The organism is Spirulina subsalsa PCC 9445, from assembly GCF_000314005.1.
In the GTDB taxonomy this organism is placed as follows: Bacteria; Cyanobacteriota; Cyanobacteriia; order Cyanobacteriales; family Spirulinaceae; genus Spirulina_A; species Spirulina_A subsalsa.
The window spans coordinates 4,551,711-4,576,848 of the sequence record NZ_JH980292.1 but is presented as its reverse complement, the minus strand read 5'-3'; the positions used below and the strand labels follow the sequence as shown (position 1 = coordinate 4,576,848).

The following is a 25,138-nucleotide window of genomic DNA, read 5'->3' as shown; positions in this document are numbered from 1 at the left end:
TTGACACAAAAACCCATAATCCTATTATATCTTGAACTGGGCAGGCAATTCTTTACATTTTCTGTTCACTTCCCAGGCTTAACGTCTTGATGGGCTACAACATCAAGAAATATTAAGATTCAAATATATTCTTAAAGTATCCTAGTTTACCGCAGAGCCAAAAAGGCTAGAGTCCTTGGTCTGCAAAGAATAAACGATTTAATTAATCTGAGAAAAACTTTACTAATCATGGCGAATTATTACCTTGTAAGAACAAATATTGCATTACATCAAAAAAACAGAATTTGTTTAAAAAAAACTAAGCACATCCCCTGATATGGAACAGAAGTGAGAAGATAGAAGAGGATACAGACAGGAGGGGCATCGAAAACACTAAATTCTGATCAACAAATTCCGATCAACCATCTGACTAAACCATCTGAGCGAGAAGAGGTCTAAACAGAATAGCAATGAATGACCGCATAAGACAACCTGTAACCGTTCATTTTGATCACTTGTGTTCATCTAAGCGTGTTTTTCTAACTCCTGTTTTTAGGGTTCCCGTGTTTCCGAGCAGCTTTTAAGGAGTAACCCCTGATGATTGATGGCTTAACCTAATCATGACCCAAGGCAGCAGAACGTTGGCCCAAAAGTGGAGGATTTGACTACCCAAAAATTTTGACTCAACCCCTAAAGAACCAGAGGCAACGGGTGAAAACACCCCCAGCTTGCTGTGTCGTTAACGGGGACATTTGCTGTGACGAAAGTAGACGCTTTGGGCTGTTTATGAGTAGTCCAAACCTGCAATCTTGCACAGATTGCCACGAAACAGCCCACTATTGTTCATTCAGACTTGATAATTATGAGTACCAAAACCTACGCCCCTCTAGATGGAAATGAAGCCGTTGCCCGTGTTGCCTATCAACTCAATGAAGTGATTGCCATTTATCCCATTACGCCCGCGTCTCCCATGGGGGAATGGGCAGATGCTTGGATGAGTGAAGGTCGCCCGAACCTATGGGGAACAGTGCCTTCTGTGGTGGAAATGCAGGCTGAAGGGGGGGCAGCCGGAACCCTACATGGTTCACTACAAACGGGCTCCCTCACCACGACATTTACAGCCTCTCAGGGGTTATTGTTAATGATCCCCAACCTCTACAAAATTGCGGGGGAATTAACGCCTTGTGTGATTCACGTTGCCGCACGGTCTTTAGCCGCCCAAGGGTTATCGATTTTTGGGGATCATAGTGATGTGACCTCCGCCCGGGCGACGGGTTTTGCTTTCTTGTGTTCCGCTTCGGTGCAGGAGGCGCAGGATTTAGCCCTCATTGCCCATAGTGCCACCCTAGAAAGTCGTATTCCTTTTATTCACTTCTTTGATGGGTTCCGCACGTCCCACGAAATCCAAAAAATCGAACTGTTAGAGGACAGTGTGTTACGGGCGATGATCAATGATGAGCGGGTGTTTGAACATCGTTCTCGCGCCCTGACTCCCGATCGTCCGGTGTTACGCGGTACGGCTCAAAACCCCGACGTTTATTTCCAAGCGCGGGAAAGTGTGAACCCCTTCTATGATAAATGTGCCGATGCGGTACAGGAGGCGATGGATCAATTTGGGCAACTGACGGGACGCAACTATCAACTGTTTGAGTATCACGGCGCACCGGATGCGGAACGACTGGTGGTGTTGATGGGATCGGGTTGTGAGACAGTCCATGAAACGGTGGATTATTTGGTCGCCCAAGGGGAAAAAGTAGGCGTGCTAAAAGTGCGTTTATATCGTCCGTTTGCGGGGATTAAGTTCATTGAAGCCCTGCCGGAAACGGTGAAGGCGATCGCGGTTCTCGACCGCACCAAAGAACCGGGATCCGCTGGGGAGCCCCTCTATCAAGATGTGCTGACGGTTGTCCAAGAGGCGCTGTTCAGTGGGGATGGGGCCTTAAAAGCTAAAGTACAAAACATTAGTACCATTGTGGGGGGACGTTATGGCCTCTCCTCCAAAGAATTCAACCCGGCAATGGTGAAATCGGTGTTTGATAATTTAACCGCAGGTCAAGCGAAAAACCATTTCACCGTGGGGATTAACGACGATGTGACCCACACTTCCCTAGTCTATGACCCCAACTTCAACACAGAACCGGATAGTGTGGTGCGGGCGATGTTCTACGGTTTAGGGTCTGATGGGACTGTGGGGGCGAACAAGAACTCAATTAAGATTATCGGGGACGAAACCGAGAACTACTGTCAGGGCTATTTTGTCTATGACTCGAAGAAATCCGGGGCGGTCACCGTCTCTCACCTACGTTTCGGGCCGGATCCCATCCGTAGCACCTATTTAATCTCTCAGGCGAACTTTGTCGGGTGTCACCAGTGGCTCTTTTTAGAAAAACTCGACGTTCTCAAAGCGGCCGCCCCAGGTGCTACTTTCCTGTTAAATACGCCCTTTGAGGTGAACGAGGTCTGGAATAACTTGCCCTTGGAAGCGCAGGAACAAATTGTGCGCAAAGGGTTAAAAGTCTATGTGATCAATGCCAATAAAGTGGCGCGGGATAATGGGATGGGCAGCCGGATTAATACGGTGATGCAAACCTGTTTCTTTGCCTTAGCGGGTGTGTTATCCAAAGAGGAGGCGATCGCACAAATCAAGAAAGCCATCGAAAAAACCTACGGCAAGAAAGGCAAACAAATTGTTGAGATGAACCTCAAAGCCGTAGACAACACCCTAGACAACCTCTTTGAACTGCCCATCGGCGATGTAACCTCCACCTTCCGCCGTCTCCCCGCCATGCCCGACAACGCCCCGGACTTTGTGCGCGACGTAGAAGGTAAAATGCTAATCAAAGAAGGCGACGAACTCCCCGTTAGTGTTCTGCCCTGTGATGGCACCTATCCCACCGCCACCTCCCAATGGGAAAAACGCAACGTCGCCCAATTTATCCCCACCTGGGATCCCGATGTTTGTGTGCAGTGCGGTAAATGTATCATGGTTTGTCCCCATGCCGTCATTCGCGGCAAAGTTTACGACGAGGGACAACTAGCCAACGCCCCCGCCACCTTCAAATCAACCGCCGTCCGGGATAAAGACTTTAGCGGTCAGAAATTCACTATCCAAGTCGCCCCAGAAGACTGTACCGGGTGCGGAATTTGTGTAGATGTTTGTCCCGCCAAAAACAAATCCCAGCCCTCCCTGAAAGCCTTAAATATGGAGGAACAGCTACCCCTGCGGGAAACGGAACGGGCGAACTGGGATTACTTCTTAGGTCTGCCCAATCCCAACCGCACCACCCTAAAACTCAACCAAATCAAGCAACAACAACTACAAGAACCCCTCTTTGAGTTCTCCGGGGCCTGTGCGGGGTGTGGAGAAACCCCCTACTTAAAACTGGTTAGTCAGTTATTTGGCGATCGCATGGTCATCGCCAACGCCACCGGATGTTCCTCCATCTACGGCGGCAACCTCCCCACCACCCCCTGGTCACAAAACGCCGACGGACGCGGCCCCGCCTGGTCCAACTCCCTCTTTGAAGACAACGCCGAATTCGGCATGGGCTTCCGCGTCTCCATCGACAAACAAGCCCAATTTGCCACCGAACTCCTGACCCAACTCGCCGGCACCGTTGGGGACAACCTCGTACAAGAGATCCTCAACAACCGCCAAACCAGCGAAGCCGACATCTGGGACCAACGGGAACGAGTCGCCCAACTCAAAGCCAGCTTACAGGGAGTAGACAGCCCAGAAGCCAAACAACTGCTCAGTTTAGCCGATTATCTCGTTAAAAAATCCGTCTGGATTATCGGCGGAGACGGCTGGGCCTACGACATTGGCTATGGTGGTTTAGATCACGTCCTCGCCAGTGGCCGTAACCTGAACGTTTTGGTCATGGACACCGAAGTTTACTCCAACACCGGAGGACAATCCTCCAAAGCCACCCCTCGCGGTGCCGTCGCCAAATTTGCGGCAGGCGGGAAACCCAGCGCCAAAAAAGACCTCGGCCTGATTGCCATGACCTACGGCAACATTTACGTCGCCTCCGTTGCGATGGGCGCACGGGATGAACACACCCTGCGCGTCTTCATGGAAGCCGAAGCCTATGACGGCCCCTCCCTGATCATTGCCTACTCTCACTGTATCGCTCACGGCATCAATATGCAGACCGCCATGAGTCATCAGAAAGAGATTGTAGAAAGTGGTCGCTGGCTGTTATATCGCTATAACCCCGAGTTAACCCAACAAGGGAAAAACCCCTTACAACTGGACTCTCGCGCACCCAAGAAAGCGGTTAAAGATTCGATGTACAACGAAAACCGCTTCAAAATGTTGACCAAAACCAAACCCGAAGAAGCCAAACGCTTACTCGAAGAAGCCCAACAAGACATTAACTTACGTTGGCAAATGTACGAATATCTGGCCGCCCGTCAAACCGGAAACGGTCACGTTACAACGGAGGAATAAGGTGATTTTCCTCCCTGAGTGAATCAGCCCTCATCCCTGAATTTTAGGTTCAGGGGTGAGCCTTGGGGGGCATAATCGCACAACGGTTAATCGCCCCCTGTTTCCTGTTTTGTTCGGCTCAATCCTGCCGTGAATTGTTGGGGTGATTTGTTGGGTTTCGCGCTTGGCTGCACCCAACCTACAGGAAGAAAAACTGGACAAAAGTTGCAACTTGTTGGGTTTCGCTGTCGCTGCACCCAACCTACAGCAGGAAAAACTGAACAAAATAGGACATCGAATGCACCTTTATTACGGATAAAACAACAGATGGATCTCACAACCACGTATCTAGGACTGAACTTAAAATCCCCCCTCGTTCCTTCCGCCGCCGCCCCCTTAACCGAGAATCTGGACAACATTAAATTAATGGAAGATTCCGGCGCGGCCGCCGTTGTGCTGCATAGTATTTTTGAGGAACAATTAGAGAAAGAACAATACGAACTGCATCACCATTTAACCTACGGAACAGAAACCTTTGCCGAAGCTTTAACCTACTTCCCAGAACCCGAAACCTTCCACGTCGGCCCTGAATTGTATTTAGACCACATTCGCAGTTGTAAGGAATCGGTTAATATTCCCATTATTGCCTCCTTAAACGGTAATAATATTGGCGGTTGGACTCATTTTGCTAAACTAATTCAAGAAGCCGGAGCCGACGCTTTAGAATTGAATATCTATGATATTCCTACCGATATGCACACCACAGGGGCGCAAATTGAGCAGAATTATCTAGATATTTTAACCGCCGTCAAAGCCGAGGTTTCTATTCCTGTTGCCTTGAAACTCAGCCCATTTTTTAGCAATATGGCGTACATGGCTAAACGCTTTAGTGATGCCGGGGCCGATGGGTTAGTTTTGTTTAACCGTTTCTATCAACCGGACATTGATATTGATGAATTAGTCGTGCGTCCCAATATTTTGTTAAGCACACCCCAAGCGATGCGTTTACCCATGCGCTGGATTGCCATTTTATACGGGCGCATTGAGTGTGATTTAGCCTCCACCAGTGGGATACAACATGGCAAAGACGCGCTGAAAATGTTAATGGCTGGGGCAAATATTACCCAGATTTGTTCTGTGTTATTGCGTCATGGGATTCCCTACATTCGCACCTTAGAACAGGAAATCGTGCATTGGATGGAGGAAAATGAGTATGAGTCTGTGAAGCAAATGCAAGGCAGTATGAGTCAGATTAAATGTCCGAATGAAAGCGCCTTTGAACGGGTGCAATATATGCAGGGGATTCAATCTTATCATCCTGATTCTTTCACCTTTGCCCCATAGAGTGAGTTAATTTGTCTGGTGCGTCAGGGTTTCCCTTTCTCTGGCGCACCCCCTTGTTCGGCAGCTAGGAATTATCTGTTGTGTAGGGATTTGTCAGGTGTGTTCTCTTGACTCCTGCACACAAACTGAATACCCTAGTATTCAAAACCTAGCAAGCGTATGTTCTACTACTACGGCAGAAAAAAGCAAATCGCGAAACATTATCCATTACCTAATTTCGAGACGATTATTGAACCTTTTGCTGGTTCAGCCGCTTATTCTCTTTATGGAGGAAACTGGAAAAGAAAAGTTATTTTAGTTGAGAGAGATGAGCGTGTTTTTGAGATTTGGAGATGGTTGATTCACTACGCGACTGCATCTGAAATCAAAAGCCTTCCCGATCTAAAAATTGGAGAAAAAAGCTCTGAGTTTCTTCATATTGTCCACGCCGCTACAAAAATGGCGTTTCACTATAAGACTATTAAAGTAACTCCGCTACTGGCTAGAAATTGGGCAATTAGTAAGCGATATATGTCAGACAACTTATTTAAAATTAAGCACTGGCAGATTATTCACGGTGATTATACTATGGCTCCTGACATAGAAGCGACTTGGTTTATTGATCCACCGTACAAAGACGATGCAGGTAAAGGTTATCGCTATGGCAGCCATCTAATCAATTATCAAAACTTAGCCATATGGTCAAAAGAAAGAAAAGGAGAAATTATATTTTGTGAAGGGTATCAAGGAGATTATTTACCGTTTAAACCCTTACTAGAGTTAAAGGGCGTGGCAGGCAAGAGTAGCAAAGAATTCATCTACTATCGGTCTAACAAAACAAGCCAGCAACTCAGCCCCTCAAGTTAGAACCTTTAGGAATATTGCCGACTGTACATTTAACCTCAAGTCCTACAGGATAATTACGAAGTTCTCCTTCTGATGCGTCTTTTCCTGCGATGGGAATAATATCAGGATGTCCTTTTTCGATAGGATTAACTATTGCACCTACTACATCTGCTATAGCGTGACAAAACATAGAACCCACAATAGAGCTTGTGGTTTTATAATCAATGTTCTTGTAAACAGTTGAAGGGATAGTTTCTAAAAATCTATTAGTTTGATCTAAGGCTGACTTGATGTGGTTTCCATTCAAATTAAAGCCGCAGTCAATATTAAAATTTGGTTTAAGGATGTATGTCATCTAATATCTGTTCAACTTCAGACAGCAAAATACTGGGAGTTGTGTTTAAAGATTCTGAAATCTTAAACAAAATCGATAAAGTAGGTGATTTCAAGCCGCGCTCTATCTGGCTAACATAGGTGCGGTGTATACCTGCTCTGTCAGCAAGCTCTTCTTGGGAAATTTTTGCCAATGTTCTGTACTTAATCAGAACTTGACCCAAAGCGTTATTAATTTTTGTCATAACAGCATTATCTCAAATATAGAGACGCTCAGTCTACAGACTATAGTATTCGGAAAATCCGAGAATTACGTTTTTTAACAAGATGTTACGGGAGGAGTTCGCGGAAAATATTGTCAAGCCTATCATGAGGCGAGTAATTAGGATAAAATATCCTTAGAAATCCGACTTTAAAGGTCGGAATTAAATCCGGTTTAATTCTATCCCAATGGGTTGTATTTTATACTTAATTCTATTGCGTAACTCCTTCATTTTTCCTTAATGTTCATGAATAAATATTGAGAAAAGAAAAGAATTGTTTTAACCCTGCGAAAAACGAGAGAGAGGGGATCTTTAAATGTTATCTTAAGGCTTGTTTGATTGAAACAATAGCCGTAAAAGGATTAGTGGGTTGATTGGAAGATCAAGCCTGCTCTGGTTGGTAATTGTATTTAATCAAAGGAGAAACTCAAAAAACTAGAATTTTCTCGACTTCGATAATCAATCATTTTGCAGGATTATCATGACTGACACTTATATTGTCTCCGCAGTTCGTACACCGTTAGGTCGTTTTGGGGGTGGCTTGTCGGGATTTGCGCCTACCGAATTGGGAGGCTATGCAATGGCGGCTGCTCTCCAAAAGGCTGGCATTGCTCCAGAAAACCTCGATCTCTACATTATGGGCAATGTCCTACGAGGGGGACATGGGCAATTGCTCCCCCGTCAAGCGGCGATTAAGGCGGGGATTCCTCCGACGGTGGATGGTTACGCCATTGATATGGTTTGTTCCTCGGCGATGATGGCCCTTTATAACGGGATGATTACCATTCGGGCAGGGGAGGCGGATGTGGTGTTAGCGGGGGGCATGGAATCTATGTCTCAGACGGCTTTTGCTCTTTCTGCCCGGGCGCGTTGGGGCTATAAAACCCTGTTGGGTGCGCCGGAACCGTTGACGGATTTATTGATTTATGACGGTTTGACGGATTCTCTGACGGGTGAAGGAATGGGAGAACAAACGGAACGTCTGGCGGCGGATCATGGTTTTACCCGTGAGGCGCTGGATGAGGTGGCGGCTTATTCCCAACAACGGGCGGCAGCAGCGACAGCGCGAGGGGCTTTCAAGGGAGAAATTACCCCGGTAGAGGTGCGGGTGAAGAAGGAAACCAAGTTACTGGAGAGTGATGAGGGGATTCGTGCTGAGACGACGCTGGAAAGTTTGGCGAAGTTACGCCCTGCCTTTAAGCCGGATGGGGTGTTAACGGCGGGGAATTGTAGCCAACTCTCTGATGGGGCGGCGGCGTTAATTCTTGCCAGTGGGGAGGCTGTAGAGCGTTATGGCTTAACACCGTTGGCGAAGGTGTTAGGGGGTGCTTGGGCGGGGGGCGAAAGTTGGCGTTTCCCGGAAGTGCCGATTTATGCCACGAAGAAGCTGCTGGATAAGCTGGGGATGGGTATAGCGGATTTTGATTTGTTTGAGAATAACGAGGCTTTTGCGGTGAGTAATTTGTTGTTTAACAAGTTGCTGGGGGTGCCTCATGAGCAGTTGAATGTGAATGGGGGTGCGATCGCCCTTGGCCATCCCATCGGCGCATCGGGGGCGCGGGTGGTTGTCACGCTGTTAAATGCCCTACAGGAACAGGATAAAACACGCGGTATTGCGGCTTTGTGTCATGGTACCGGGGGCGGAACTGCGATCGCCTTAGAACGACTATAAACCCCCCTCTCCCCTCCCCACAAGGGAACGGAGGGGGCATGATTCCCCCCTCCCAAAGATGGGGCTAGGGGGGATAAATCCGTAATCATTTTAGGAGCAAAATTAATATGGTATCTCTGGGATTAGAAGATAAAGTCATCGTCGTAACCGGTGGAAATCGAGGGATTGGCAAAGCGATTGTCAACTTGTTGCTGGAATTAGGCGCAAAAGTGGCTTATACCGACATTGTGATTTCCGACGACGACGGCAAAGCCTTAGCCGTGGAAGCCGATGTCACCAGTTTAGAATCAATGCAGGCGGCCGCCCAAACCATCACCGAAAAACTCGGCCCCGTCTATGGGGTGGTGGCCAATGCAGGCATCACGCGGGATAACTTCTTTACCAAACTCACCGATGCGGATTGGGATGCCGTCATTAACGTTAACTTAAAAGGCGTTAAAAACACCATCCAGCCCTTTATTGAAGGGATGTATGAGCAGAATGGGGGATCCATTGTCGCTATTAGTTCCATTTCAGGCGATCGCGGGAATGCCGGACAAGCCAACTATGCCGCCACCAAAGCGGGAGTTATCGGCATCGTCAAATCCTTAGCGCGGGAATGTGCGCGGTATAGTGTGCGGGCCAATGCGATCGCCCCCGGATTCATCAACACCGAAATGACCCAAGCCATCCCCGACAAAGTGCGCGACAAAATCACCGCAGAAATCCCCTTCCGACGCTTCGGAGAACCTCAAGATATTGCTTGGGCCGTTGCCTATCTCCTCTCCCCCGTCGCCAGTAGCTACGTCTCCGGTGAAGTCCTGCGCGTTAATGGCGCACATCATACTTAATGGATAGGGAACAGGGAATGGGGAGTCGGTGTAGGGGCGCAATGCTTGCGCCCTAGGGAATCGGGAATAATCATCAATTATCAGTTCCCCCTCCCCCCCACCTCCTACGCAATTGTTTTAAGAAAAAACGAGGAAAACATTATGACCAACAACACGAAAAACTGGAATAATATGGCCAGTGAAGTGGTTAATACTTGGACAGAAACCAGTACCCAAGTTTGGCGGAACTGGTTTGATTTTATGGGAACCGTTTCCACCGCCAAACCCCTTGGAGATGTTCAGCCAGAACTCGATAAATTCACCCATCGTTATCTCGAAAATCAGGACTTGTGGCTGCGCTTCGTTAAACTCTCCTTTGATGCGTGGAAAGATATTTTCCCCCAACTCGAAAGCGGCGGCGACTGGCCTAAAACCATGAGTCAGTATGCCCAAAAAATGCGCGAACAACTCGAAAGTGTGAGCCACGGCAACCTACAAATTAATCAAGATGTTGCCCAAATGTGGCAATTGTATCTACAAGAAGTCCAGAAAGTGACCCAACTTTGGTTAGATCCAATGGGACTCCATCTAGGTACAATGGGCAAAGCCGCCACGGGAAATAGTTCCGCTTGGATTGAGTTAAATAACCTCTACTGGAACTTATTCTATGAAGAAAGCTTTGGTAGCTTGATGCAAAGTCCAATTCTCGGACCGACGCGAGAATTTAATGGCAAATTAGTTCGCAGTTTTGACGCATGGAAAAACCTCAATCAAGCAAGTATTAACTACCAGGTAGTTTTAGCAGATATTCAAGTGCGTTCCTTTGAATCTCTGATGCAAAACTTGATTTCTCGCGCTGAAAAAGGCGAAGCTATTCAAACTTGGAAGCAATTCCAACAAGTTTGGAGCGAAATTGCTGATGATGTTTTTGGTGAGGCATTTTGTAAGGAGGAAAACTTAAAAATTCGCGGCGCGTTCTTAAATGCTTTAAGTGCCTATCGACTGGAACAACAAGAGTTAATGGAATTGTTCCTAAAAAGCATGAATATGCCCTTACGCAGTGAAGTAGACGAGATGCACAAAACTATCTATGAACTGCGCAAAGAACTAAAACAACTTAAAAAAGACCTTGCACAAAAGGACGCGCAAAAAGAAGTTACTTTGTCATCTAAAGACAGTAAAACTGCGACAACGAATAAAGCAGAAAAGCCTAAAGGAACTGATGCTTGATTTCGCCTAGGATTTGTTGGGTTTCGCTGTCGCTACACCCAACCTACGAATCGCATCAAAAAGTGTGGTTGGTTAAAAATGACCACAAGTGAAGGAAGAGGGACATAATTCAGGAGGAAAAATGATCACCTCCCACGGCTACGCTCATCCCTTAATGGCTGATTATCCCTCCCCTGCTGTGGCGGATTTTCCGCCCCACTTCTCTCCAGAATGTTGGCATTTATTACAAGGAGTCCTCAGAATTATGTTACCGTTTTTAACCCAAATGGGTTTAGAAGATACTACCCACGAATACACCGAACTAACGCAAAAGTTAGTTAAAGGAATTGAAAACTTAAGTCGTTTACGGGAAGAAGATATTGAGATTGGCGCAAGTCCCAAGGATGTGGTTTATCAGGAAGATAAAATCACATTGTATCGCTTTAAACCTGTTGTTAAAAAGCCCTTGGCTGTTCCGGTTTTGATTGTCTACGCCCTTGTGAATCGCCCCTTTATGGTGGATTTACAGGAAAATCGTTCCCTTGTGGCGAATTTGTTAAAATTGGGCTTAGATGTTTATTTAATTGATTGGGGCTACCCCACACGGGCTGACCGTTGGTTAACCTTAGATGATTATATCAACGGTTATATCAATAATTGCGTTGATTTTATCCGGGAAACCAACAAGTTAGATAAAGTAAATCTTTTGGGGGTTTGTCAGGGAGGAACGTTTAGCTTGTGTTATAGTTCTCTCTATCCTGAGAAGGTCAAAAACCTGATTGTCATGGTTGCCCCAGTAGATTTTAATATGCCCAATAGTTTGTTAAATATGCGGGGAGGTTGTACATTAGGGGCGGAAGCGTTAGATGTAGATTTGATGGTGGATTCTTTGGGTAATATTCCCGGAGATTATCTGAATTTAGAGTTTCTAATGTTGAAACCGCGACAGTTAGGGATTCAGAAGTATTTAGATTTCCCGGAAATTATGGACAGTGAGGATAAAATCTTGAATTTCCTGCGCATGGAAAAATGGATTTTTGACAGTCCAGACCAAGCAGGAGAAACTTATCGCCAATTCATGAAAGACTTTTATCAAGGGAATAAGTTGATTAAAGGGGAGGTAATGATTGGGGATAAACAGGTGAATTTAAGTAACCTGACTATGCCGATTTTAAATCTCTATGCGGAGAAAGATCATTTAGTGCCGCCGGAGTCTTCTTTAGCGTTAGAACAGTATGTGAAAACCAAAGACTACACCGCGCAATCGTTCCCAGTGGGACATATTGGGATGTATGTGAGTGGGAAGGTTCAGCGAGATTTACCGCCGACGATTGTTGATTGGTTAAAAACCCGACTGTGAACTAGATTGGATTGAGTATTGCACCCCCATTTTCTCGGGTTGGAGTGGGGGGCTGAAATAGTAAAAAACCGGGTTTCTTTAACAAAAATGTTGCGGAATTCCCCTTCCTCGCTTGCAGGGAGGGGATGGATAGCAACCCAGTAATATACTGAGCGACAGCGAATCCTTGGATAAAATCCTTAGATAATCTGTTATACTGTTGTCAGCAAAATCGGTTCTCGATAATGTATAAGGCGTACAAGTATCGTATCTATCCTACTGACGAGCAAAAAGTATCCCTGGCTAAGGCGTTCGGATGCTGTCGTTGGTATTGGAATTTGGCGTTAGACTTGTGCCAAAAAACCTATATCGAGACGGGGAAAGGATTGTCTCGTGGATACATTCAAAGCCTGTTACCTAAACTAAAAAAGGAATATCCTTGGCTAACAGATGCCTACTCCCAATCCTTACAGGTGGTTGCACTTAATCTTTCTACTGCCTACAAAAACTTTTTTGAGAAACGGGCGCTGTCACCCCGTTTCAAGTCCAAGCATGGTCGGCAGTCTTTAAGTTATCCTGCCAACGTTAAGTTTGAAGGGGACTATCTCAAAATACCGGGAAAAATTGGGTTAGTGTATTGCCGTCGTCATCGGGAACTTGAAGGGACAATCAAAACAGTTTCTTTTTTCCAAAAATCCTGACTGCAAATACTATGCTTCAGTGTTAGTGGATGACGGTAAAGATGCCATTAGCCCATCGGTTGAGGGGTAAAGCTATTGGCATTGATGTTGGACTAACTCATTTTGCGATTACTAGCGATGGGTCTAAGTACGATAATCCCCGCCATTTTGCCAAACACCAAAATAACCTCAAGCGCAAACAAAAAAAGCTATCGCGTAAACAAAAAGGTAGTAAAAATCGAGCTAAGGCGAAACAAAAAGTCGCCAAAGTTCATAGTAAGATAGCCCGATGTCGTGAGGACTTTCTCCACAAAATATCCCGCAAGATAGTTAACGAAAACCAAGTGATTGCTGTAGAAAATCTGAACGTCAAAGGGATGGTAAAAAACCCTAAACTAGCCAAGAAAATTAGTGATGTGGGTTGGGGAATGTTTACCACAATGCTGAAATACAAAGCCGAGTGGGAAGGCAAAACCTATATTGAAGTTGACCGCTTTTTTGCGTCTTCAAAAACTTGTCACGTTTGCCTGAATCGAGTGGATAGCTTGCCGTTAGAAGTTCGGCAATGGGAATGTCAAAATTGTGGCACACACCATGACCGCGATATTAATGCAGCACAAAACATTAAAAATGAAGCCTTGCGGATATTGTCGTTGGGAACCAGCGATACGGCCTGGGGAGGGAACGTAAGACAACCTGGCAAGATTTCGGTTTTGCTAGATGCTGTTCCCATTGAATCAGGAAGCCCCATCCTCGCCAACGGCAGGGTGGGGTAGTTCACGAAACCCGGTTTTTTACTGGGGAATTAGTTTAGTCTCCCGTTAAAGGGAAACTTTTCGACCCCTCAAGGGGTTTAAACTTTGGCAGAGGTTGAAGGTTCTGCCACAACATCCACCACGACTTCTGAATCCGATTTCGCCCTTTCCTCCTCTTGTGCCATATTGCCCTCTTTGCGGCGTTTCCGGTTCTCCAGCACTAATTGAGTCAGTTCCGTGACCAAAACTGTGGCAATAATCCCGTCATCAATCCAGCCAATGATGGGGATAAAGTCGGGGGAAATATCAATAGGACTGATGAGATATAGAATAGTACCACCAATGAGAACCCAGCGATATTTGGTGTTCCGTAGGGTTTTGCGATACCAAACGTAAAAGGATTCAACCAACTTTTTCATAGGACATGGCTTGAGTGATTTGATCTTTATGGTGACAGATTCAACCCAAAACGGTTAGAGGGAATATCCCACCTAATTGGGTGGGATATTACCCTAGGGGTGTGGAGGGTGGGGGTAATTCATGAATTACCCCTATGGCTTACTTGGAGGGACGATTAGGGGAACGATAAAAGGGCTTTTTCACCACTTGGGCGGGGTAAGTTTTGCCCCGAATTTCCACTTCTAGGGCTTGTCCCGGCTTGCTTAGAGCTTTAGGGACATAAGCTAGGGCGATCGCCTTTCCCAAAGTCGGAGAGAGTGTCCCACTGGTCACTTCTCCCACCGATTCCCCCTCATAGATGACCGGATACCCATGGCGAGCAATATAACGCCCGGTCATTTCCAGACCCACTAAACGCCGAGGGATGCCGTTACTTTTTTGGGTTTCCAACACCGATCGCCCTAAAAAGTCCCCTTTACTCTCTAAGTGAACTAACCACCCTAAACCCCCCTCTAAAGGCGTGGTCGTTTCATCTAAATCCTGTCCATAAAGAGCCATCCCGGCCTCTAAACGGAGGGTATCCCGCGCCCCCAAACCACAAGGAGTCACCCCGGCCTCAGTCAGGGCTTGCCAAAGTTCTTGACCCACAGCCACATCAACCATCACCTCAAAACCATCTTCTCCCGTGTACCCAGTGCGGGCAATAAAGGCCTCTTGACCAAGGAGGGGGGTGGTACAGTGACCAAAGGCGGGTATGCTGCTTAAATCGGCTTCTACAAGGGGCTGTAACACCGCCAGCGCTTGGGGGCCTTGAAGCGCGACGAGGATTTTTTCCTTAGACACATCCCACATAGCAACGGGGGCATCCTCAAAGTGGGCTAATAACCAAGCTTTATCCCGGGCGCGAGTGGCGGCATTAACGATAATTACGCCATGTTCTTCCCCCGTCTCGCTGGTGCCTTGATAGTAGACAATCACATCATCAATAATTCCCCCTCTACGATTCAACAAAACCGTATATTGCGCTTGTCCGGGCTGTAAACGCCCTAAATCCGAGGGGACTAAACCCTGTAAATGCTGTAACAAGTCATGGCCTTGAATCAGAAATTTACCCATGTGGGAAATATCAAACATTCCCACCTGAGTTCGGACGGCTTCATGTTCTTGTTTCAGTCCGCTAAACTGCACAGGCATTTCCCATCCGGCAAACTCCGTAAAACGGGCATTTTGTGCCGCCATGAGTGCATAGAGGGGCGTTTTTGCTAGATTCGATGAGGTTTGGACGCTAGCCACGAATTATTTTCCCTAAACCAAAGTTGATTGCGTAATGTTTCATATGTTAACGGGATTCGCTGCATTGGTGACAAGTTCAGCCGCTAGATAGGGCTTGCTGAATAACTGGGCTAGGGAATAGGGAGTAGGTAATGGGTAATAGGTCTTAATTCCTCGTCTTTCCCTCTCCCCCCGTTCCCTGCTCCCCGTTCGCTGTTCCCTTAAAATAAGAAAAGCAGAAATGAAAAAGGGACTCTCAGGAAAACTGTGATCATTTTCGGGTTAGTGTTTGCCAGTAGTCTGGCGTGGTTTATTAGTAGCTTGATTGGTGGGGGGAGTCCGTTAGTTTTAATTCCCGTGTTGAGTTTGTTGGTGGATGCGACGGCTATTCCGCCGATTATTACGGTGGGAATGTTGTTTGGGAATGCTCAACGGACGGTGATTTATTGGCAAGAGGTGGATTGGTCTATTACCCGTTGGTATGTGCCGGGGGGCATTGTTGGTAGTATTATCGGGGCGTTTTTGTTTAGCCGCACTCAGATTGCTTGGTTGTCGGTGTTGCTGGCACTGTTTTTATTAACGTCGGTGGTGGCGATGGTTTTGGAGCGACAAGTTCAGCATTTTGAGGTCAAGGCGTGGTATTTTCTCCCGGTGGCTTTGGTTTATGCGTTGCTGTCGGGTTTAATTGGTAGTACCGGGCCGGTGCTACACCCGTTTTATCTTAGTGCGGGGTTAATGAAGGAGCAAATGCTGGCGACCAAATCTTTGAATATTTTACTGGTTCATCTGGTGAAAATTCTCGCCTATGGGGGGTTCGGGGTGTTGACGACGGAACATTTGGGCTATGGGATTATTTTGGGGGTGGCGGCGCTGCCGGGGAATTGGTTGGGGCAACGGGTGTTAAAGCGGATTAGTGACCAACAATTCCGCCGTTTTGCTATTGCGTTTGTCGCCTGTAGTGGGATGTTTATGTTGTGGCAACAACGGACGCTGTTGGGGGGTTGGTGATTAATTCCCAATCAACGATTAGATGGATTCGCGATCGCCATATTTAATTAAAAGTGCGATCGCCACACTCACGGCTACAATTAACACGGTACTCAAAGCCGAACCAAACCCCCAATTGCGAGAAGCCCCTAAAAATTGGTTATAAATCAGCCTAGAAATGGTCATACTGGACGCACCCCCCAACAGTTCAGGATCGACAAAATCCCCCAATCCCGAAATAAACACCAATAGGGAAGCGGCCGCAATACCGGGGAAGGTTTGGGGGATAGTCACTTTCCAAAAGGTTTCGAGGGGATTTGCGCCTAAATCAGCCGACGCTTCGAGAAGTTCCCGATCTAATTTCTCTAAAGACGCATAGAGGATTAAAACCATATAGGGTAAATAACTGTAGGCCATGCCAATAAACACAGCCGGGGTACGATTGAGCAATTCTAAGGCCGGGAGTCCCACACTGGTTAGGATGGTGTTGAGGAGTCCTGTGGGGCGGAGAATGGTGATCCAAGCGTAGGTTCGCAGGAGGGAAGAAGTCCACAGGGGGAGGATAAACCCCAACAACAGCAGATTCCGCCAACGTGGGGGCGACATTTGAGCAATCCAGTAGGCCACGGGAAACCCAAGGAGGAGACAGAGGAGGGTGGAGCCGGAGGCGAAGAGGAGAGAACGTCCTAAAACCTTGAGATTAATCCCATCAAACACCCGGAAATAGTTATCCAGTCCACTGGGATTGACCACTTCTCCGGGGTGGATATTGGGAACTAGACTCAATTCCACAATAATGAGGGTGGGTAAGACAAGGAGTAATAACAGCCACAATCCGGGCGGCCCGAGGAGGATCGAAAGGCCTAACCAAGGTTGGGAGGGTTTTTCTAAGGGGGGTTGGGGATCAAGCATAATCAATCAATATAGCAATCCTTGAACAGGGTATCGGGAGTTGATAATTATTACCTATTACCCAATCTTGACAAGTTAAGGCTCAACGTTAGAAGTCAAGGGAACAGGGAACGGGAAGGAACAGGGGAGTCGGGAAAATCCGGTTGTGTCCAAAATTGAAGACTCTATAAAAAATACTGTTGTCCAATTTATTGGACGCTATATATGGGACTTGACAAAATGCACACAAGCTTAACTTGTTCAGGTTGCTTATTACCTCTCCCCTGCTCCCCCTCCCCCACTTAACCACTGGTGAGTTGAGTCCAGTAACGGTCATAGAGGGCGCTGATGGTTTCATCAATGGGGATTAAGCCCTCACAGTTGCCGATGGCGGGTTCTGGGGGGAATAAACAGACATTTTCGCGGATACGACGGGGGAGTTGCTTAAAGGCTTGTTCGTTAGGGGTGGCAAAACTGAGGCGATCGCAAATTTCGGCCGCAATATCCGGCTGTAACATGAAATTGATCCAAGCATAGGCCCCCGCCACATTAGGCGCCGTGCGGGGAATCACCAAGGTATCTCCCCAAAGGGATGAACCACTGAGGGGGAGAACATACTGCAAATCCTCGTTTTCCTGCATCACCTCATTGGCATCGGGAGCATAACACATGGCCACAAGGAGATCCCCCGTTAGGATTTGATTGCGCCAAGCATCAGAAGTAAAGGAAGCGATCGCAGGTTTTAAATCCCTTAGCTTCTGATACGCCGCCTCTAGGGCTTCAGGGTCAGTAGAATTGTAAGAATAACCCAGCGATCGCAACGTAGCCCCAATCACCTCCCGCACATCATTTAACAGCGTAATCCGCTTACGCAAATCCCCCTGATGTTCCCAGAGATAATCCCAATCTTGAGGCGGTTCCAACAGTTGAGTCCGATTATAAATCAACCCCGTTGTCCCCCAACTTAAGGGAATACTATAACGATTGTGGGGATCATAAACCGGATTCTGGAAACGGGGAAACAGCCGATCCAAACCCACAATTTGATCGTGATCCAATTCCCGCAGCAAGTCTAACTCCACCATCTTCTGCACCATATAATCCGAAGGGTAAATGATGCTATAATCCCCCCCGCCACTAGCCTGTAAGCGAGCTAACATCGCCTCATTAGAATCAAACACATCGGCCACCGCCCGGATGCCTGTTTCTTCCTGAAACCGTTGCAACAGGTCATCATCCGTATAGCCCGCCCAAGTGTAAATATAGAGTTCATCTGCCGAACCTTGGCGCGTTGCCGTAGGCTTTACACTAGCCAAAGTCCACCCACAACTGGAGAGCGTCGTTCCAGCCAGCAGGAGCGTAGAAGATTGGAAAAAACGGCGACGATTGAGAGACATGAACTATGGTGTATTAATTGAGAAAACCGCCCGAGTCGAGCCAATATCCTCTATTTTGCCTCATCCGACTCTACTACAACTCCGGAAACTCGTAGATAATCGTTCCTTTAATCGGATCATTATCAATATTCGCATATCCCTTCTTAACCATCTTCATTAACGCTTCCTCTACCTCCGCAAAATCTGCCCCCGTCTCTAACACCGCCTGGGTAACAGAGATTCTCCCCTGACGCTTTTGAGCCGCTTTCAGCAAACGAACCCTTAAATTATCCGACCCAGAAGTATCGACCATCGTCGGTGCAATCGTCGCCGTCGGCATCGGCACCCCATTGGGCAGCACCCCATACTTCATCCGCAACTTGAGATCGTACTCCTCCGCCATATTCGGAATTAAGAACAAATCCACAAACTGCCCCACCCCAAACAAACCGAATGTACAAAACCACAAAAGCCCCGAGCCGATTTTCCCGTTGTATAAACGGTGAATACCACCAATCCCCACAAAAATACTCGCCCACAGAGCGTAAGAGATTAGCAACCGCTCAGTTCGGGTAGTGTTACTATTCATAGAACCCAAAACCGTCATACTCACGTTGTCTTATTCCTATTCTAAAAGACCCGCCCTTTAACTACAGGCTGGCGGTACCAGAATCCATCTCCTCTGGGTTTTTGTTACATAACTTCATAAAATCGTTGTAACTCTTAACACAAACAGGCTTAACCCCCCCCATGCTCCTTGGTACACTGGAATGCAATCTAGAATCACAAAAGTCCCTATAACTTGGAGCGTCGTAACCCATGATTGGTTTCATCTGATTAGCTTCAGAGCAACACAAAATCAATAAAACACCTCCAAATAGAACATCTCAATACCACATCTCAATACAACATCTCAATACAACATCATGGTAAGTACCGTTCAGAAACCTGAATTTGACGAAATCCGTCCCGGTGTTAAGGTTCCCGCCAAGGAAACAATCCTCACCCCTCGTTTTTACACCACAGACTTTGACGAGATGGCCAAAATGGACATCTCCGTTAACGAGGACGAACTGCGGGCTATACTAGAAGAATTCCGCGCCGACTATAATCAAAAGCACTTTGTCCGAGATGAGGACTTTAATCAATCTTGGGAGCATATCGACGGTGAAACCCGTCGCTTGTTTATTGAATTCTTAGAGCGTTCTTGCACGGCTGAATTTTCCGGCTTCCTGCTCTACAAGGAACTGGCTCGTAAACTGAAAACCTCTAGCCCCTTGGTTGCCGAGTGTTTCCAACTCATGTCTCGGGATGAAGCCCGTCACGCTGGGTTCTTGAACAAGGCCATGTCGGATTTCAACCTCACCTTAGATTTAGGGTTTTTAACCAAGAGTCGTCAATATACCTTCTTTAAGCCCAAGTTTATTTTCTACGCCACCTATTTATCGGAAAAAATCGGTTACTGGCGTTATATCACCATTTACCGTCATCTAGAGCAACATCCTGAAAATCGGATTTATCCTATTTTCAAATTCTTTGAAAATTGGTGTCAAGATGAAAACCGTCATGGGGACTTCTTTGATGCCATCATGAAAGCACAGCCTCAATTCTTAAACGACTGGAAAGCGAAACTCTGGTGTCGTTTCTTCTTGTTGTCTGTGTTCGCTACCATGTACTTAAATGATGTCCAACGTTCGGGTTTCTATGCTTCTTTGGGCTTAGATGCGCGGGAATATGATAAATATGTCATTGACAAAACCAATGACACCGCCGGACGGGTTTTCCCCATCGTGTTAGATGTACATAATCCCAAATTCTATGAGTCTTTAGAGACTTGTGTGAGTAATAATGAGCAGTTGCGTCAGATTGAGGAGTCTAACGCTCCCGCTCCGATTAAGTTCCTGAAAAAACTGCCTCATTACTTAAGCAATGGGGTTCAGTTTGTGAAGTTGTATTTCATGAAACCCATTGATGTGACTTCTCTAGAAGGAACTGTTCTCTAATCAGTTTGTCTCTCATCTCCATCCCTTTGTGGGTGGAGTCGTTCAGTCCGAAAAGGACGAGTCTTTAAACCCAAGTTTTTGGGTAAGAACAAAACAGAATTAAAGGCCAGTAGAAGGAAAATCTACTGGCTTTTTTACTATTCCCAATTTCCTAATCACTAATCACGATTCCCCATTCCCTATTGCCTCAACTTTTTGGTTAATCTCCCGTAGGTAGGGTGAGCCGTTCTGCTTCTCGCCACAGTTGATAGAGAAAATGCTCTAGACCATCACTTAAATGGGCAATAAAGATCCCCTCTTCACTCTCTGGCTCTGAAACGACCCAAGTTCCTTGTAAACAGACTTCTCGGCACTCATTGTCACAGCGCGCTAGAGTGATGGTGTTGGCGTAGCCTTCTGTTGAAATCGCTAAACGTTCCAATTCACTCCACTGGGGCAAATTGGCGGGTAACAAAAAGGAGGCGGTGGAGGGTTCAATCATAATCGAAGTCGCGGAACGCAAGGCTAAGAGCATCCGTGCTGTCACCCAGTTTTCTAAGGAAACAGTCAACTGTTCTAAATAAAATCCGTTTTCCGTATAAGTTAGCTTTAACATCGATCGCGAGTTGCACTTGAAAGGGGATTGTTGGATGTGGAGAATTGATAATTGATAATTAATTGACTGGTTATAAATCACCCCTAACTGATTCGTGATTTCTCCAGAATTGGTTCGCAAAGAGTAGGGTAGGATTAGCGGGGGGTTTAGGCTGGGTGCGTAACTCCATTCCCGCTTGCTGGGGGGTGCGATCGCCTTTAAAACCATTACACCGCTCACAAGCAATTACTACGTTGTCCCAACTGTGTTTTCCGCCCTTTGACCGAGGAATAACGTGATCTAACGTCAGTTTCTTGTGACTCCCACAGTATTGGCAAGTCTGACGATCTCGGCGCAATACTTCTCGACGAGTCACCGGGGGGGTTTTCCAGACTCGTTCGGTATGCGTCACCGTTAGACGAATATGAACGGGAATCCATAACACCACATTCGGGGAACGAATTTCCCAACCTTCTTGGCTGTAAAAGTCCAGAGGTTCGGCTTTTTGGGTCACTAAGAGCAAGATTGCCCGTCGGAGATTAATCCGACTCAGGGGAAGGTAGTTTTGGGAAAAAACAACCACAGATTCTGTTAAAAGTTCAGTCACACTCACGGCTACACTCCTTTTTTAAGCCGTTATTTAGACAATTGAGAAGCGACACCTCAACACTAAAACCCCCGCTTCCTGTGGCAGGTGAAGCGGGGGATAAAGCCTGTTGAATCATTTCAGGTTATTGGGGTACAGGTTTAGACCTGTCCCGACCGCTTCTGGGTTTGGGTTTAAAATTAAAAAGTCCACTAGGGAGCGTGCCACTGGGGATAAACAGACTATGCCGCAGGGTGAGGGGATCATGGGATCTTGCGATCTCATCAAGGGGTAAATCATTGAGGACATCGAAAACCAGATCCCCAGCCGACCATCCCATCACTTGGGCTAAAAACCGCTCTTTGCTGGCCTGTAATCCCTCACTCAGGCCCCAATCTATGGTCGCATTCATCCCTAGCCCATTTGACCCTGACTCCATTGGGGGGTTCGGGGTTGTGGTGATGGTAATCGAGCGGGAATAAGCAGAATAGAGACGGTTCACAGGACTCCTCCTCGGAATCACAAGAGATGATCCAATTTATTAACAATCAAATTTATTAACCATGGCGTTCATTCAATCACAGGAGAGGATCACTGGATTTAAAACTAGGCCGGAAAATTTTGGTTAAGAGACGGCTCAAAACCTACCTTTTACATACTACACTTGTATTATGAAGATGTCCACTATTTGAGGAGAAAAATTTTCGTCATGCCTACCGCTACTAAAACTCGCAAGACAACCACAGAAATGGAAGTGACCAGTATTCGCTTAGAGAGGGAGTTAAAAGACAAGCTGAAAGCTATCTCGGGCAATATGGGCTATCAAGCTCTCATCCGGGATATTCTCTGGAACTATGTTCAGCAGAAATCCGGCACTTATCGACCGACTTTCTCCAGACAAGATATTCGAGCCACTTTTGAGGCGATCGCGCAAAAAGACGAGCGTTGTGTTCTTAGTGGTGAATTGATTCCCGAAAATAGCCCCATGTTCCTCGGTTTGACCACCAATGGCGATCTCATTCCCCTCAGTCCTCAGATGGTGGCCGCCTAGTTTCTAGCGGGGTGGATGGTGTAGACCGGGCTTGCTGAATAATTGGGCTAGGGAACGGGGAATAGCGAATAATTCTTGATTCCTCGTCTCCCGACACCTGACACCCATTGGCGCAGCGTGGGGAAATCAAAGACTCAATAAATCCCCAGTCTCGCTCCACCGCCACGCCTTAAAAGGACATGGCTAACTCTCGCTCGATGTTATTTTTGGTTTTTGCGCCCGTTGCTGTTTCCGTTCTCGAATCCGTTGCCTAATCGAGATCTCTTGTTGTTGTCGTTTATTGGCTAACACCCATGATAAAGTTGTGGACAGAACCACCAAACTAAAAAACATCGCTAGAAAAATCTCGCAAATCGCCACCGTGCGGGCTAAGAGGGAGGTGGGATGGATGTCTCCATAGCCCACGGTGGAGAAGGTGACAATGGAGAAATAAATCGCCAAAAAGCCATCCTGTAAGCCCGTGAAATGGGCTGGATGATGCCGCCATAAATCGGTGTAGAGACTCGCAAACCCTAATAAGATGCTAAGGAAGCAAATCCCCAGTAAAAACAAGACCATACTAAAACGGTTGAGGGAGGGGATAAACTGATATTCTTTGACGGTATAAGAGCCTTGTTTAATTTCGAGTTCATGATCTTTCCCGGCACCGCGAAAGATTTCTGTGATCAACAACAAGATTAAGATTAACCCTGTGGCCACTGTTGCGACTGAACAGATCACCCCCCAGAGAAAAGCGGGATGATCATTAAAAACGCCGTGAAAGATGTTAATGAGAGCATAGATTAGGAAAACAATCACGACTCCTGTCATCAGCTTACGCACGAAGATCACCCGGGGATAACGGGGATAAGTATCATCAGCAATCACCTCTAGGGATTCGTCCGTTGCAATAGCTAAATTTAACTTCTCGCCTAAACTTTGGGCGATCGCTTGAATTAACTCCTCCTGAGTCAAAGGCAGAGGAGGGGAAGGTGTTTGAGGTGTATTACTCATAGCTGAATTGGGGGAGTTGAAGCTCCCCACCCACAAGGGGATGGGGATGAAAACGCAACATTGCTGTAAACTACCCGACGAGTCGTGCTTTTCTCGTCCCGAGACGCGGCACGCAAAGCATAGCATTCCGCCAGAAAACGCCCACGACGCGGGCTTTTCGTAGCTCTTCAGTTATCGCACAAGACCATGATCACAGTCTAGCGGATAGGGCAATCAACCGCTCTAAAAGCCTGATACTACCGCCTCTCGTCGCGACTAAATTTTGGCCATTTAATCTATGGGGCTAGAGACGGGATTATGTCACAATAGGGGAACGTCGAGTATTGCAAATTGTAAAGTTATGGCTGCTGCCGTTGTTATAGAACATTTAAGGAAAAAATACGGAACTACAGAGGCCGTGAAAGATATCTCTTTTCGGGTGGAAAAGGGGGAAATTTTTGGGCTGTTGGGGCCGAATGGGGCGGGCAAAAGCACCACCATTCGCTGTTTATGCACCCTTGCCAAGCCCGACGAGGGGAAGATTGAAGTTTGTGGGGTTTCCGTGCGCGATCGCCCCAAGGAAGCCCGGAAATACTTTGGCTATGTCGCCCAAGAGGTCGCCTTAGACAAAATGTTAACTGGGCGAGAATTGTTAAAGTTGCAAGGCGCGCTGTACCATTTACCCAATGCTTTAGCCAAACAACGGATTGAACAATTACTCAATTTGTTGGGCTTACAAGACTATGCCGAGCAAAAAACCGGAACCTATTCTGGGGGATTGCGCAGACGGTTGGATCTCGCTTCGGGATTATTACATCAACCGCAACTTTTAGTCTTAGATGAACCCACCGTCGGGTTAGATATTGAAAGTCGTTTTGTGATGTGGGACTTTCTGCGTCAGTTACGGGAAGCGGGGACGACGGTTTTAATTACCAGTCATTATCTCGAAGAAATAGACGCTTTAGCCGATCGTTTAGCCATTATTGATCGGGGTTTAGTCTTAGCAGAGGGCAGTCCGTCTCAGTTAAAAGATCAAGTGGGAGGCGATCGCGTTACCCTACGCATTCGGGAGTTTACCCCACCCCAAGAAGCCCAACAAGCGAAACAACAATTACAGACCTTACCCTTTGTCGAAGAGGTGATTATTAATGAAGCCCAAGGCAACTCCTTAAATTTAGTCGTCCAACGGGATTGTAACCCCTTAACCCAAATTGAGCAGAACCTACAATCCATTGGCTTACCCACCTTTAGTTTAGCCCAATCTCGCCCCAGTTTAGATGATGTTTATTTAGCCGCTACAGGACGCACCTTAATGGATGCGGAGTTAGCGGCCGCGGGGACAAGAGACTTGAAAAAAGAGCAAAAACAAGCGATGAAAAGCTAAAAA

22 protein-coding genes and 1 pseudogene are annotated in these 25,138 nt (G+C 46.8%); 12 read left to right on the top strand and 11 right to left on the bottom strand.

Going from position 1 to position 25,138, the window contains the following annotated elements; translation table 11 throughout:
* Positions 1-841: 841 nt before the first annotated feature.
* From nifJ to SPI9445_RS31235, 3 genes are all read left to right on the top strand, one after another.
* Positions 842-4,432, top strand: a complete 3,591-nt coding sequence (nifJ, locus tag SPI9445_RS0120900; protein ID WP_017306739.1) for a pyruvate:ferredoxin (flavodoxin) oxidoreductase — start codon at positions 842-844, stop codon at positions 4,430-4,432.
* A 306-nt stretch (positions 4,433-4,738) separates the two neighbouring features.
* Positions 4,739-5,755, top strand: a complete 1,017-nt coding sequence (locus SPI9445_RS0120895; RefSeq protein WP_017306738.1) for a dihydroorotate dehydrogenase-like protein — start codon at positions 4,739-4,741, stop codon at positions 5,753-5,755.
* Between the two features lie 159 nt (positions 5,756-5,914).
* Entirely contained in the window at positions 5,915-6,601 is a 687-nt protein-coding gene (locus tag SPI9445_RS31235; RefSeq protein ID WP_017306737.1) for a hypothetical protein, read from the top strand.
* On the opposite strand, the gene SPI9445_RS30155 is transcribed toward SPI9445_RS31235, so the two are convergent.
* On the bottom strand, positions 6,585-6,935 hold the full coding sequence (locus tag SPI9445_RS30155) for a hypothetical protein (protein WP_017306736.1): 351 nt from the start codon (positions 6,933-6,935) through the stop codon (positions 6,585-6,587). The genes SPI9445_RS31235 and SPI9445_RS30155 overlap by 17 nt on opposite strands.
* A complete protein-coding gene (locus tag SPI9445_RS0120880; RefSeq protein ID WP_017306735.1) occupies positions 6,919-7,158 on the bottom strand; it encodes a helix-turn-helix domain-containing protein in 240 nt (79 codons plus the stop codon). The genes SPI9445_RS30155 and SPI9445_RS0120880 overlap by 17 nt, the downstream gene beginning before the upstream one ends.
* 499 nt (positions 7,159-7,657) lie before the next feature.
* On the opposite strand from SPI9445_RS0120880, the gene SPI9445_RS0120875 reads away from it, so the two are divergent.
* From SPI9445_RS0120875 to SPI9445_RS27125, 5 genes and pseudogenes are all read left to right on the top strand, one after another.
* A complete protein-coding gene (locus tag SPI9445_RS0120875) occupies positions 7,658-8,848 on the top strand; it encodes a thiolase family protein (protein ID WP_026079980.1) in 1,191 nt (396 codons plus the stop codon).
* A gap of 107 nt (positions 8,849-8,955) precedes the next feature.
* A complete protein-coding gene (gene phaB, locus SPI9445_RS0120870) occupies positions 8,956-9,678 on the top strand; it encodes an acetoacetyl-CoA reductase PhaB (protein WP_017306733.1) in 723 nt (240 codons plus the stop codon).
* A 141-nt stretch (positions 9,679-9,819) separates the two neighbouring features.
* Entirely contained in the window at positions 9,820-10,887 is a 1,068-nt protein-coding gene (phaE, locus tag SPI9445_RS26450) for a class III poly(R)-hydroxyalkanoic acid synthase subunit PhaE (RefSeq protein ID WP_052646686.1), read from the top strand.
* Positions 10,888-11,131: 244 nt separating this feature from the next.
* Positions 11,132-12,226, top strand: coding sequence for a class III poly(R)-hydroxyalkanoic acid synthase subunit PhaC (phaC, locus tag SPI9445_RS0120860; protein WP_026079979.1), 1,095 nt, complete (start codon positions 11,132-11,134; stop codon positions 12,224-12,226).
* A 224-nt stretch (positions 12,227-12,450) separates the two neighbouring features.
* A pseudogene (locus SPI9445_RS27125) lies at positions 12,451-13,661 on the top strand (RNA-guided endonuclease InsQ/TnpB family protein).
* Positions 13,662-13,738: 77 nt separating this feature from the next.
* Here the strand turns inward: SPI9445_RS27125 and SPI9445_RS0120850 are convergent.
* The gene (locus SPI9445_RS0120850) at positions 13,739-14,059 is read right to left on the bottom strand and encodes a YkvA family protein (RefSeq protein WP_017306730.1); all 321 of its coding nucleotides are present in this window, start codon (positions 14,057-14,059) and stop codon (positions 13,739-13,741) included.
* Positions 14,060-14,198: 139 nt separating this feature from the next.
* Positions 14,199-15,332: a glycine cleavage system aminomethyltransferase GcvT gene (gcvT, locus tag SPI9445_RS0120845; protein WP_026079978.1), complete on the bottom strand. Its 1,134-nt coding sequence runs from the start codon at positions 15,330-15,332 to the stop codon at positions 14,199-14,201.
* Positions 15,333-15,578: 246 nt separating this feature from the next.
* Here gcvT and SPI9445_RS0120840 point away from each other — a divergent pair, with 246 nt between their 5' ends.
* Complete coding sequence (locus tag SPI9445_RS0120840) at positions 15,579-16,319, top strand: sulfite exporter TauE/SafE family protein (RefSeq protein WP_017306728.1); 741 nt, start codon at positions 15,579-15,581, stop codon at positions 16,317-16,319.
* Between the two features lie 18 nt (positions 16,320-16,337).
* Here the strand turns inward: SPI9445_RS0120840 and SPI9445_RS0120835 are convergent, their stop codons facing one another.
* From SPI9445_RS0120835 to SPI9445_RS0120825, 3 genes are all read right to left on the bottom strand, one after another.
* Positions 16,338-17,210 (bottom strand): ABC transporter permease, encoded by an 873-nt coding sequence (locus SPI9445_RS0120835; protein WP_017306727.1) that lies wholly within the window; start codon positions 17,208-17,210, stop codon positions 16,338-16,340.
* A 281-nt stretch (positions 17,211-17,491) separates the two neighbouring features.
* A complete protein-coding gene (locus SPI9445_RS0120830) occupies positions 17,492-18,586 on the bottom strand; it encodes a polyamine ABC transporter substrate-binding protein (protein WP_017306726.1) in 1,095 nt (364 codons plus the stop codon).
* Between the two features lie 73 nt (positions 18,587-18,659).
* Positions 18,660-19,154 carry a TM2 domain-containing protein gene (locus tag SPI9445_RS0120825; protein WP_017306725.1) on the bottom strand — a complete coding sequence of 165 codons (495 nt, stop codon included), beginning with the start codon at positions 19,152-19,154 and terminating at the stop codon, positions 18,660-18,662.
* Positions 19,155-19,491: 337 nt separating this feature from the next.
* On the opposite strand from SPI9445_RS0120825, the gene acsF reads away from it, so the two are divergent.
* The gene (acsF, locus tag SPI9445_RS0120820; protein ID WP_017306724.1) at positions 19,492-20,568 is read left to right on the top strand and encodes a magnesium-protoporphyrin IX monomethyl ester (oxidative) cyclase; all 1,077 of its coding nucleotides are present in this window, start codon (positions 19,492-19,494) and stop codon (positions 20,566-20,568) included.
* Between the two features lie 199 nt (positions 20,569-20,767).
* Here the strand turns inward: acsF and SPI9445_RS0120815 are convergent, their stop codons facing one another.
* The 3 genes from SPI9445_RS0120815 to SPI9445_RS0120805 all read right to left on the bottom strand — a co-directional run bounded on the left by SPI9445_RS0120815 (position 20,768) and on the right by SPI9445_RS0120805 (position 22,230).
* Positions 20,768-21,163 (bottom strand): alr0857 family protein, encoded by a 396-nt coding sequence (locus tag SPI9445_RS0120815; RefSeq protein WP_017306723.1) that lies wholly within the window; start codon positions 21,161-21,163, stop codon positions 20,768-20,770.
* Between the two features lie 70 nt (positions 21,164-21,233).
* The gene (locus SPI9445_RS0120810) at positions 21,234-21,755 is read right to left on the bottom strand and encodes an HNH endonuclease (protein WP_017306722.1); all 522 of its coding nucleotides are present in this window, start codon (positions 21,753-21,755) and stop codon (positions 21,234-21,236) included.
* Positions 21,756-21,873: 118 nt separating this feature from the next.
* Positions 21,874-22,230: a hypothetical protein gene (locus SPI9445_RS0120805; protein WP_017306721.1), complete on the bottom strand. Its 357-nt coding sequence runs from the start codon at positions 22,228-22,230 to the stop codon at positions 21,874-21,876.
* 207 nt (positions 22,231-22,437) lie between these two features.
* Here SPI9445_RS0120805 and SPI9445_RS0120800 point away from each other — a divergent pair, with 207 nt between their 5' ends.
* A complete protein-coding gene (locus SPI9445_RS0120800; RefSeq protein ID WP_017306720.1) occupies positions 22,438-22,779 on the top strand; it encodes a ribbon-helix-helix domain-containing protein in 342 nt (113 codons plus the stop codon).
* Positions 22,780-22,962: 183 nt separating this feature from the next.
* Here SPI9445_RS0120800 and SPI9445_RS27875 read toward each other — a convergent pair whose 3' ends face one another.
* The gene (locus SPI9445_RS27875) at positions 22,963-23,772 is read right to left on the bottom strand and encodes a potassium channel family protein (RefSeq protein WP_017306719.1); all 810 of its coding nucleotides are present in this window, start codon (positions 23,770-23,772) and stop codon (positions 22,963-22,965) included.
* 340 nt (positions 23,773-24,112) lie between these two features.
* Between SPI9445_RS27875 and SPI9445_RS0120790 the strand changes: the two genes are divergently transcribed.
* Entirely contained in the window at positions 24,113-25,135 is a 1,023-nt protein-coding gene (locus SPI9445_RS0120790; protein ID WP_017306718.1) for an ABC transporter ATP-binding protein, read from the top strand.
* The last annotated feature ends 3 nt before the right edge of the window (positions 25,136-25,138 follow it).